Genomic DNA, 11288 nt, shown 5'->3' with positions numbered 1-11288 from the left:
AGAGCATCATGCCGTCAGGTGGATACCGGCTGACGGGAGAAATGATGCGCCAGACAATGACCTGGAGCGCCCGGCCTGACTCCGTCAGGTCGGAACGCGCTCCAGGCGGAAAGGAATACGGTCATGGCGAGACGCAAGGCTGCCCCCCCTGCCGGCGCCCCGATGTGGATGGTCACCTTCGCCGATCTGATGGCCGTGCTCATGGCCTTCTTCGTCATGGTCGTCGCCTTTTCCACCCAGGATCAGCGCAAGCTGCAGGTCGTCGCGGGTTCGATGCGCGATGCTTTCGGCGTCAATCCCGAATCGCGCTTCTCCGGCATCATCGAGGTGGAGGGCATCCCGACCGCCACCCATGTCCAGAATCTGCGCGACGTGCCTCCGGAGGAGGCGACGGACTACACCACGCCCAACGAATACGAGCATCGCGAGGAAGGCCTGCCGGAACTGCCGCAGGATCATGGTTTCGCGCTGGCCACGGCCTCCCTGCGCCAGGCGCTTCAGGACATGCCCGAGATCCTCGAAGTCTCGCGCAACGTCATTATCGAGCACACGGAAGAAGGTCTCGACATCTCCCTGATCGACCAGGATGGCAGGTCCATGTTCGCGGAAGGGGAGGTGCAGCCCCATGAGCGGACCCGCCGGTTGCTGGAGGTGATCGCGCCGGTATTGCGGCGCATGCCCAATCGGGTGCGCGTCTCCGGCCATACCGCCGTGCCGCGGCCCGGGGCCGTCACCGTGGAGGATATCTGGGCGATCACCTCGGGGCGCGCCGTCGTGGTGCGTGACATCCTCGCCGCCAACGGATTGCCGAACGGGCGTTTCGCCTCGGTGGTCGGCAAGGGGGACACCGATCCGATGTTTCCCGACAACCCCTATATCGCGCCCAACCGCCGGGTGACCATCACCCTGCTGAACGAGGCCCCGCCTCTGCCGCCGGGGATGCGCTTCTGAGCCGCGCCGTCGGCACGGCGGTCTCGGCCTGAATCAACGGCGCGATGCGCAGATCCGCCCCGCAGGCCGTGCGTAGCTTTCCCTGCAGATCCGCATCGACGCTGACGAGCCGCGGCCCGGTCTCGCCGTTGAGCGCGCCGACGAGCCGGCCTCCCGGGGAGAGCAGGCGGGTGACGTCGTCGGGCAGGGCGGGCAGGGCGCCGTTGAGCAGGATGCGCTCGAAGCGCTCGCCTGTGCGCATGGTCAACCCGTCGCGCACGCTGATCTCGATCGCGTCGGTGATGCCCAGCTCCGCGAATCGCATGGCGGCGCCGTCGGCCAGGGCGGCGTAGCGCTCGACGCTCACCACCTTCGCGCCGAGCCGTGCCAGCAGGGCCGAGACGTATCCCGAGCCGGCGCCGATCTCGAGCACGCTGTCGCCCGGCTGTACCGCCAGAGCTGTCAGCATGACGGCGACGGAGAACGGCGCCGTCATGGTCTGGCCGAGCGGCAGCGGCAGCGCGACGTCACGGCGCGAGAGATCGGCGAAACGGCGGGGTGCGAACAATTCGCGCGGAACCCGCTCCATGGCGCCGAGCACCGCCTTGTCGCGCAGGCCGCGCTCGCGCAACGACAGGACGAAAGCCGCCGCCGCGATGGTTTCCGGATCCATGTTCATTCGCGCCTCACCCGATCCGCACCCATGTCAGAGCTTTCGTGCCGGGTCCGCATCGACCGGCACGCAGTACCGTGCCACCATGGGCGTATCCGTGTCATCTGTACCGCTTCGGCCCCGCCGGGGCCAGCCCGGACCGGGCGCGAAGCCCCGGATACGGGCTGACGCGGAACAGTCATCCCGCCAGGGTCGTTGTCAATCGTCGATCCGAACGCCGACAGCGCTCGTATCATGGGGCAATGTCGCCGGACGCAGCGGTGCTGAGAGGGGCCGCCGTGTCTGTTCTTCATGCCCGATGGCAATTCCGCCCGGCATCGCCACACGATGCGGGTTCCGCAATTCGTTTCCGGAGATCATTCATGCCCGTAACCCCCTCAGACGGTGTCGCCTGGATCACCGGTGCGAGTCAGGGCATCGGCGAGGCCGTGTGCCTGCGACTGGCCAGGGACGGCTGGACGGTGATCGCGAGCGCGCGCTCCGCCGACAAGCTCGCAGCGCTGGCCGAACGCGCCGAGGGCCTGTCCGGGCGCATCGTCGCGCAGGCTCTGGATGTCACCGATAATGCTGCGGTGGAGGACGCCGTACGCGCGATTAATGGCGAGCATGGCGCCATTGCGCTCGCCATCCTGAATGCCGGAACCTATCTCGCAGACAATGCGGAGAACCTGTCCGGCGAAACCCTGCCCCCGACGATCGAACTCAATCTTCTGTCGGTGGCGACCTGCCTGAAAGCGGTGCTCGCGTCAATGCGTGAAGCCGGTCGGGGGCATGTCCAGGTGGTCGCCTCGGTCAGCGGTTATCGCGGCCTGCCCAATGCCGTCTCCTACGGAGCGAGCAAGGCGGCAGTGATCAACATGACCGAGAGCCTGAAGCTCGATTTCGATCGTTTCGGTCTGACGCTGCAACTGGTCAATCCCGGTTTCGTCAAGACACCGCTGACCGAGAAGAACGAATTTCCCATGCCGTTCCTGATCACGGCAGAAACTGCTGCCGCGCGGATGGTCGCTGCAATCGGCTCCCGGCGGTTCGAGGTCACTTTCCCGCGGCGTTTCACCTTCATGCTGAAGGTCATGCGCTGCCTGCCCTACAGCCTCTATTTCCCGATCGTGCGGCGGATTACCGGACAATGACACGCGCGCACGGCCACCGCAGCGAAACCGTTGCTCTCGCACGCCGCTATGCCGATGCCTATGAGGCGCTGGCGCCTGATACGATCGCGGGGCTCTGTGCGCTGGTCGCGCCGGATGTCCGGTTTCGCGATCCGTTCAGCGATTTCGCGGGGCGCGAGCGGCTGGCCGCCGTGTTTCGGCATATGTTCGAGGGACTTTCGCAGCCTTCCTTCACGGTAACGGATATCGCTGCCGGCGATCGCGCGGCCTATCTGCGCTGGGATTTCACATTCGGCTATCGCGGGCGTGCCTTTCGCATCGAGGGGATGAGCGAAGTCCGCTTCGGCGCGGATGGTCTCGTGACCGAACATCTGGACCACTGGGATTCAGGTAGCCAGGTGTATCTGCATGTCCCGGTGCTGGGCCGGATCATCGCCTTCATCCGGCGCAAGCTCGCCGGATGAGGCGGACGGATCACTGCGCCACGGTTCCATTCCCGACGGCACGGCTTGCCTGCCCGTCCTCGCCATCGATCCTGCGGAAGAAGATTGATGCCGTTCCGACCCTGAAACCCCATTTGGTGACATAGGCCCGGTTGATCATGGTCTCGCCATCGGGCTGCAGGAACATCCAGTCGTTGAAATGTACCTTGAAGCTGCGGGTGCCGACCTCGAGATCGAAATGGTATTGCCAGTTCACGGCATTGCCGCGCGCGACCCCACTCGCGGTGCCGATGACCCCGTCCGCCTCGCCGGTATAGCCGCCCTCGCCATCGGGCCGGATCACCCAGACGCGGCGCTCTTCCTCTCCGTCTTCGTAGACGAAATCCTCGACGAGGGTCAGCGTCTCGTCATCCCAGGTGCCGTCGATATCGACCGTGAACTGCCGGCGCAGATTCGAGAAGCGGTCCTCGAAGATGCCCCAGGCTCGTGTCTGGCCTTCGAAGAATTCCTCGAGGCGAAATTGCGGCTCGGTCCCGGCAAAATCCTCTGGTTTCATGCTGCTGCATCCTGTCATCGCGATGGTGGCAAGACCGACGATCACGAGGGTCCGGAGGCGGGAGAGCGGGCCGGTTCCGGCCCACTTACGCGGACGTGTTGGCATTGTCCCGCTCCTCGATGCCCGACTGCTCTATACGCAGTCGCATTTCATGCTGGCGCTCGGCCGTAATCGGAAATCCAATCATGAATACGATGGCCACGCCCTTGAAGATCACCGGGACCAGCGAATAAAGCACCACCAGCGTCACGAGCGCGCCCTGCGGATTGTCGCCATCGCTGTCGAAACCGGCGAAACTCAGGATCGGGAAGCCCAGCCCGACGGCCAGCGCCAGGGCCAGCTTCGTGGCCATGCCCCAGAGCGCGAAGAACAGCCCCGCCCGACGTTCGCCGGTTTCCACCGTATCGGCATCGATCACATCAGCCTGCATAGAGGCGGGCAGAACCAGATCCGCCCCCAGCGCGATGCCGGTCAGGACGCAGATCGCGAGGAAGGGCCAGAAGTCGCCCGGGCCCAGCAGCGGCACCATGGCGAACCAGAGGCAGGCCCAGACCATGGCCGCGCACCACACCCGATGCTTGCCGAAGCGATAGCTCAGCCTCAGCCAGACGGGCACGGCGAGGACCCCGCACAGAAAATAGATGGCCAGCAGGATGCCCGCCTGCTCGGGAATGGCAAGGCGATGGGTGACGAAGAGCAGGAACAGTGTTGCGGGAAGCCCGTTGGCGATGCCATTGATCAGATAGGCGATGATCAGCCGGCGGAAGCCGTCATTGCGGGAGAGCACCCCCAACCCCCTGATCGGGCCGATGGCGCCCTGCATGGCACGCAGGCGCGAATCAGGGGTGGCGGCGAGGAGCAGGATCACCGCGAGCGGCAGCGCCACGATGATCATGATCGCGATCACCGTGAGCGCCTCACCGGCATCATCCGCATCGACATGGCCGAATGCGACCGGCAGCCCCAGTGCCAGCATTGTGCCGAGGACGAGAAAACCCTCGCGATAGGCCGCGATCCGCGAGCGCTCGTGATAATCCGGCGATAGTTCGGCCCCCCAGGCGCTCAGCGGCAGGATCATCATGGTCCAGCCAAGATAGAGGGCGAGCGACCACAGCAGAAGATGCCAGGCCCCGGCGCCGTCGGGCGGCACGAACAGCGCCCAGGTCGCGGCCAGAACCACCGGCAATCCGGCCACGATCCAGGGCCGCCGGCGCCCGAAGCGACCGCCGGTTCGGTCACTGAGGAAGCCGATCAGCGGATCGGTGATCACGTCCCATAGGCGGGCGAAGAGCAGGATCGCGCCGACGGTGGCGAGCCCCAGCCCCATGGAGGTGGCATAGAATGTCGGCAGGTGGATGAAGACCGGCAGGCCTAGCGCCGCGAGCGGCAGGGCCGGGGCGCCATAGGCGGCCAGCACGCGGCTCGACAGGGGCTGCGCCGGCGCAGGGTCTCGAACGGATATGGACTCGCCGTCCCCTGCCATTCAGCGCGGGCTCATGCCGTGGGGCGGCGGTTCGGGACGGGGGTGATAGCGCGCCCCCTTCCACCAGAGCCGCAGCGCCTCCCAGTGGATCGCGACGATGACTTTCAGCGTCATCAGCGGATGGGTGACGAACAGTTTCGCCAGATTGCGATCGTTGAAGGCCGCAGCCTCGCCATGCAGGGTCGCCAGCAGCAGATCGCCTTGCGCATCCGCCTCGCGGATCAGGATCGACAGCGTCTCGCCCGGTTCGCGCAGCCGGAAGCGATAGCGCGGTGTCATGTCGATGAAGGGCGAGACGTGGAAGGTCTTGTCGGTGGCATGGGTCAGGACCGCCGACCGCGCGGCGCTTGCCCCATCGCCATCCGTTATGCGGAACAGATAGACGTGACGATCACCGAAGGTGTTGTGCACCTCGTAGATGATCGCCGCGAGCTGCCCCGCCGCATCGTGGCAGAAGAAGATGCTCAGCGGGTTGAAGGTGTAGCCGAGCACGCGCGGAAAGCACAACAGCCGGATGCGGCCATGGCCGATATCAATGCCGGCGGCATCGAGAAGGCGCTCCAGCCAGGGGCGCAGGCGCGTGTGACCCTCAGCACCAGGATTGCGCGGGTCATTTTCGCGCGGGCCGTGGTCGCGGTCGTGATAGCCGAAGAGATTGAAGCGGTTGTGGGAAAACAACCAACTTTTTGCCGCGACCTCGTCGATCCGGTCGATATCGATCAGCAGCGAGAACACGCGATAGGCAAATCGATGACCGAAGGGGCGTAACCGTCGATGCATCACGCGCCCGACATAGAGCGTGGCGGCCGGCTCATGGGCCGGTCGCGGGCAAAGTCTGTCGGATGTATCGCTCGCTTCTGCCAGGTTCATTCCGCTGCGGCGAGGCCGTAACCGTCAGCCGCCTCCGCCATGGTTGCCGCTGCCGGGCGTGCCGGCCGACAATTGTCTGCTGCCGTGCTCGATTCGCGCACCTTCCAGGGGCGCGGCACGCCGAGCGCCTGAGCCACTTCCAGCGCCGAAGAAAGCCCGTCTTCGTGGAAGCCGTACCCCGTCCATGCCCCGCAGACCCAGATCGCGCGCCGCCCCTGAATATCGCCGATTTGCGCCTGCGCGGCAATGGCGCCGGCATTGAAGACGGGGTGATCATAGGCGAAGGTCCCCAGAACCCGTGCGGGATCAGGGGCACGCGTGGGATTGACGGAGACGAAGACATCTTCTGCGCAGGGCAGGGATTGCAGCCGGTTCATCCAGTAGGTCACCGAGACGGGGCTGCCGGCGGAGACGGATGCGGGCGACATGTAGTTCCAGCTGGCCCAGGCCCGGCGACGCCGGGGCATCAGCGCCGGGTCGGTATGCAGAATGGCGGTGTTGGGCTGGAACGGGAATTGCCCCAGCACGGCCTCTTCATGCGCATCCGCATCCGCGAGCAGGGCGAGCGTCGTATCGGCATGGGTGGCAAAGACCACCTGGTCGAAATGCTCCGGTTCATGCCCGTCGGTCTCGACGAGCACGCCCTCGTCGCTGCGGCTGACGGCGCGCGCGGGCGTCCCCGTGCGGATCCGGGAGCGGAAAGGTGCCGAGAGCCGCTCGACATAGACCCGCGACCCTCCCTCGACGGTGAGCCATTGCGGCTGGTCATTGACTGTGAGCAGGCCGTGATTGGCGAAGAAACGCAGGAAGGTGCTGGCTGGAAAATCCAGCATCTCGCGGATGTCGGCCGACCAGATCGCCGATCCCATCGGCAGGATGTGATCATAGATGAAGGCGCGCCCGTAACCGCCATCGGCGAGCAGGCGGCCCAGCGTGTGATCGGGAATCCGGTCGGCGGCGACCATGGCGACGGATTCGCGGTAGAAGCGCAGGATATCCGCGATCATCCGGTAATGGGCGGGGCGAAACAGATTGCGGCGCTGTGCGAACAGGCTGGCGATCCGGTCGCCGGCATATTCGAGCGCGCCACCGCCGATGCTGACGGAAAACGACATGGAGCTCGGCTTGAAGGGCACTTCGAGCGCGGCGAACAGGGCGTTCAGATTGGGATAGGTGCGATCATTGAAGACGATGAACCCGGTATCGACTGGTATCGACCGATTGCCGATGCGCGCATCGACGGTGTTCGAATGACCGCCGATCCGGTCGTCGGCTTCGTAAACGGTGATGTCGTGACGTTGATTGAGCAACCATGCCGCTGACAGGCCGGCGATTCCCGTACCAATGATGGCTATCCGCATACTGACTTTTGCTTTCTGGTTGTTCAACGCTTCCGGTTGCGCCGTGCAGGCGACTCCATCATCTACGCGCCATCGCGATGGTTGGATGACTGCGCCCGGGAATCGTCTGCCGCGTTGCCTGTCACGTTTCAGCTGTGGATTTTGCCCTGTTCGCGTGCAGCCAGGAATGCCTCGTGCTCGGCCAGCAGATCACCCGCGAGCGCCTTGGCGATCAGGGCGCGGGTCTCTTCCACGCCGTAGAGCGCGATGAAGGAGCCGAAGCGGGGGCCGCGGCTCTGGCCGAGCAGGATCTGGTAGATCGTCTCGAACCAGCCGCGCGCCACGCCGGGGCGCCCGTCCGGGCTCTTCGATTTGCCTGACAGATCCGGGAAATGCGTGCGCCCGACATCGTAGACGATATCCTGCAGGGCGCCCGCATCGGTCGAGCCGATCGCCTCGCCGAGCCTGTCGTGCAATTCCTGCAGGGCCGCGCGCTCGTTGTCGTCGGGCATGCGATAGGTCTTGGCCGGGCGCACGAAGTCGCGGAAATAGGCCAGGGCATGGCCGACCAGCGCATCGAGGCGCCGATGCGTGCGTGGCGAGACGCCCGGCGCGTAGCGGCGAATGAAACCCCACATCACCGCGGGATCCTCGGAGTTGGCCACCGCGACCAGGTTGAGCAGCATCGAGAAGGACAGGGTCGTGCCCCCGCTCACGCCATCCCCGCCGATCAGCTCCGGCGCGGGCGGTGCGCCGGAATGAACATGCCAGACCGGGTTGGCGAGCTTCTGCTTGTCTTCCTGCTGCGGATATTTCTCGAGGAAGGTCAGATAATCGTCGACGAAACGCGGAATCACGTCGAAATAAAGCCGCTTGGCCTCGCGCGGCTTGTGGAACATGTAGAGCGAAAGGCTCTCCTGCGTGCCGTAGCGCAGCCATTCGTCGATGGTCAGGCCGTTGCCCTTCGACTTGGAGATCTTCTGGCCATTCTCATCGAGAAAAAGCTCGTAATTGAAGCCTTCCGGCGGGGCGCCGTCGATCGCCTGGGCGATCTGCCCCGACAGCTTCACGGAATCGATCAGATCCTTGCCGGCCATTTCGTAATCCACCCCGAGCGCCATCCAGCGCATGGCCCAGTCGGGCTTCCACTGCATCTTGCAATGCCCGCCGGTGACCGGCGTTTCGAACCGCTCGCCGCTCGCGGGATCGCGCCAGATGATGGTGCCGCGCGAAGCATCATGCTCCTCGACCGGAACCTGCATGACCTCGCCGGTGACCGGATGCAGCGGCAGGAAGGGCGAATAGGTCTGCCGGCGTTCCGCACGCAGGGAAGGCAGCATCACATCCATGACCGCGTCATAGCGCGCGAGCATGCGCATCAGCGTCTCGTCGAAACGGCCCGACCTGTAGCAATCGGTGGCGGAGAGGAATTCGTAATCGAAGCCGAAGGCGTCGAGGAAGGCGCGCAGGCGGGCATTGTTATGGTGACCGAAGGATTCGTGCGTGCCGAACGGGTCGGGCACCTTTGTCAGGGGCTGGTTCAGGGCCGCTTTCAGAAGATCCTGATTGGGCACGTTGTCGGGCACCTTGCGCAGCCCGTCCATATCGTCGGAAAAGGCGATCAGCCGGGTCGGGATCGATCCGCCCGTCAGCACTTCGAAGGCATGGCGCACCATGGTGGTGCGGGCCACCTCGCCGAATGTGCCGATATGCGGCAGGCCGGAAGGCCCGTAGCCGGTTTCGAACACGACCTCCGTCTTGCCGAGCCGCTCCACCCGCGCGACGAGTTTGCGCGCCTCCTCGAAAGGCCAGGCATTGGCGGTGGCAAGCAGCTCGGGATCGAACATCGGTGCGGTCTCTCTCATCTGTTGTCGGCGGGGTCCGGGCGCGCATCGGAAGCGAAACGGCAGCACGATACCCGTGGATGCGGCATCGCCGCAGGGTCCGCGCGCGCCACGCTTTTGCGCCCTTGCGGGCGATGCGTCAACTCACCCGTTTCTCAGCGCAGAAAGGCGCGGGCGGGTTCGAGCGGACTGATCGGAAAGAAGGCGAGCCAGGTGCGGCCATAGGCGCCGTCTTCCCAGATCCGGTGCAGGGCATGGTCGAAGGCCCGCGCGAGACGCGCATCCTCATCGCGCATGACGAAACCGATCCCCTCGCCGAAGTAGCGATCGTCAAAATAGGGCTCGCCGACGAAGACGCAACATTCCTGCGAAGCGCGTCCGCCGAGCCAGAGGGCCAGCGACAAGCCGTCGCCGAACAGGAGATCGCTCGCTCCGCGCTGCAGATCGCTGCGCGCGATCGCGGCATTGGGTGCGGGCACCGAGACGGCATCGGGAAAGTAGCGTTCGAGCCAGGCGGCATGGGCGGTCTGCGATACCACGCCGACGCGCCGGTTGGCGAGATCCGCTGCCGTGATCGCCATGGGTGCGTCCTCGGCGCGGGCAATGAAACGCGCGGGAAAACGGAAATAGGGCAGGGTGACCGCAAAACGCTCATGCAGTCGCGTATCGCCAGCAAGAGCTGCGGCCACGACATCGCCCTCACCCGATTCCAGCGCATCCAGCAATGTGGAAAAGCTGCGCACCTGAATGGTGCAGGGCACTTCCAGCGCCTCGCAGACGAGCCGGGCGAGCTCGACCGAAAAGCCCGTCGGAACCGCATCCGGTCCGCCGAAATGCAGCGGCGGAAAATCGTCGGAGGTGAGGATCCGCAGGCTGCGGTCGGAGGGGATCTCGACGGGCTCGACCCGTGCTCGTGGATCCCAGAAACCGGGAATTCCGGTTGCGGTGAAGGCGGGGGGCAGGGGGGCTGGTGCCGCGCCTTCGGGCTGGGCTCGCGCTGCTGGTAGCGGATGCGGGAACAGGAACAGGGCAAGGCCGAGCGCGAGGATCGGCACGATGCGGGCGGCGACCGAATGCAGCCTGAAAGTGACAAAGTGTGCAATTCGCACAACCAAACGGAGAATCGGCGATTCCGAGTTGCATTTTATCATATTTTGCACTTTAAGATCGCGAGAGCGGCTTTGCCGTGCGGTTCAAGCGTCGAACACCAAACGGGGTTAGCCTTGACGGGTATGCAGGGTCAAGCGGGCGATGAGAACCCGCCATATGGGCAAGGGGCTTCGGGCATGTCGGCGGGAGGCGCTGCGGGCTCGGCCGTCGCCGATGATCCTGACATTGCCAACGTGGATGGCATCGCCGCTACGGCAGACGCTTCGTCATTGGCTGAAACGGTCCCCCGGGCCGGCAGCCGTGACGTCATGCCCTGCGCCGCGACGATGCCTGCGCAGCCGGAGCGTAACCGCCCTGCCGGTAGCCAGCCATTGCCGGTGACACTGGCCTTCCTCATGGAGGCCGGCGTTCCGGGGACGGCTCTGCGCGCCGCCGCCGAGGAGGCCCGCCGGCTGGGGGAATGCCCGGTCGCCGTGCTGCTTGCCGGCGGCGGCCTCGACGCAGCGCGCTATTACCGCGCGCTGGCGCGGCATCTCGGCCTGCCGTTCCTCGCCGATCCGGTCCTCGTCGAAGATATACCGTCGGATGTCGCGATCGCAGCCGGCCATGCACCGCTCGCGCCGGCCCGGCATGCTGCGGATCTGCGCATGGTGAGCGCACCGCGCGGTGCCGCGCTGGCATATCTCGTCGAACAGGCATCCCGGCATCGTGGCGCGACCGGCATGACGCGCTTTCAAGGGTGGGGTATTCCCGCAGGGCTCGCCTTGACGGATCCCGTGGGGTTCGAGGCGGCGGCGATCGCGGCCGATGCGCCGCGCATCGCCTATCAGGCGGCCCACGCGCTCCCCGACCGGCATCCGCGCTTCAGCCATCTTGGCGGCGCACGGCCCTGGCAGCGCCGTGCGATGCTTGCGGGAATGGCGGCAT

At 65.6% G+C, this 11288-nt stretch carries 10 protein-coding genes and 1 pseudogene; 4 read left to right on the top strand and 7 right to left on the bottom strand.

Annotation, left to right across the window (positions count from 1 at the left end):
- Positions 1-123: 123 nt before the first annotated feature.
- Positions 124-951 (top strand): OmpA/MotB family protein, encoded by an 828-nt coding sequence (locus VKP01_RS05325; RefSeq protein WP_074443487.1) that lies wholly within the window; start codon positions 124-126, stop codon positions 949-951.
- Here the strand turns inward: VKP01_RS05325 and VKP01_RS05320 are convergent.
- Entirely contained in the window at positions 902-1609 is a 708-nt protein-coding gene (locus tag VKP01_RS05320; RefSeq protein WP_324410977.1) for a protein-L-isoaspartate O-methyltransferase, read from the bottom strand. The two genes, VKP01_RS05325 and VKP01_RS05320, sit on opposite strands and share 50 nt — an antisense overlap.
- A 356-nt stretch (positions 1610-1965) precedes the next feature.
- Between VKP01_RS05320 and VKP01_RS05315 the strand changes: the two genes are divergently transcribed.
- Together VKP01_RS05315 and VKP01_RS05310 are read left to right on the top strand one after the other, a co-directional pair.
- Positions 1966-2736: an SDR family NAD(P)-dependent oxidoreductase gene (locus VKP01_RS05315; RefSeq protein ID WP_324410975.1), complete on the top strand. Its 771-nt coding sequence runs from the start codon at positions 1966-1968 to the stop codon at positions 2734-2736.
- Entirely contained in the window at positions 2733-3179 is a 447-nt protein-coding gene (locus VKP01_RS05310) for a nuclear transport factor 2 family protein (protein ID WP_324410973.1), read from the top strand. Before VKP01_RS05315 ends, VKP01_RS05310 begins: the two co-directional genes overlap by 4 nt.
- 10 nt (positions 3180-3189) lie before the next feature.
- Here VKP01_RS05310 and VKP01_RS05305 read toward each other — a convergent pair whose 3' ends face one another.
- The 6 genes from VKP01_RS05305 to VKP01_RS05280 all read right to left on the bottom strand — a co-directional run bounded on the left by VKP01_RS05305 (position 3190) and on the right by VKP01_RS05280 (position 10360).
- Positions 3190-3732, bottom strand: a complete 543-nt coding sequence (locus tag VKP01_RS05305) for a DUF3833 domain-containing protein (protein ID WP_324410981.1) — start codon at positions 3730-3732, stop codon at positions 3190-3192.
- 67 nt (positions 3733-3799) lie between these two features.
- A complete protein-coding gene (locus VKP01_RS05300; protein WP_324410971.1) occupies positions 3800-5197 on the bottom strand; it encodes an MFS transporter in 1398 nt (465 codons plus the stop codon).
- Positions 5198-6067, bottom strand: coding sequence for a DUF1365 domain-containing protein (locus VKP01_RS05295; RefSeq protein ID WP_324410970.1), 870 nt, complete (start codon positions 6065-6067; stop codon positions 5198-5200). It abuts the gene before it with no gap.
- A complete protein-coding gene (locus tag VKP01_RS05290) occupies positions 6064-7428 on the bottom strand; it encodes an NAD(P)/FAD-dependent oxidoreductase (protein ID WP_324410967.1) in 1365 nt (454 codons plus the stop codon). The genes VKP01_RS05295 and VKP01_RS05290 overlap by 4 nt, the downstream gene beginning before the upstream one ends.
- Positions 7429-7556: 128 nt before the next feature.
- Entirely contained in the window at positions 7557-9254 is a 1698-nt protein-coding gene (locus VKP01_RS05285; protein ID WP_324410966.1) for a lysine--tRNA ligase, read from the bottom strand.
- A 152-nt stretch (positions 9255-9406) separates the two neighbouring features.
- The gene (locus VKP01_RS05280; RefSeq protein WP_324410979.1) at positions 9407-10360 is read right to left on the bottom strand and encodes a transporter substrate-binding domain-containing protein; all 954 of its coding nucleotides are present in this window, start codon (positions 10358-10360) and stop codon (positions 9407-9409) included.
- Positions 10361-10537: 177 nt separating this feature from the next.
- Here VKP01_RS05280 and VKP01_RS05275 point away from each other — a divergent pair.
- A pseudogene (locus tag VKP01_RS05275) lies at positions 10538-11288 on the top strand (hypothetical protein); the annotation flags it as partial.

It is taken from the genome of Saliniramus sp. (assembly GCF_035311605.1).
Classification (GTDB): Bacteria; Pseudomonadota; Alphaproteobacteria; order Rhizobiales; family Beijerinckiaceae; genus Saliniramus.
Note: the sequence above shows the minus strand (reverse complement) of the source record. Positions and strands in the feature narration are given on the sequence as shown.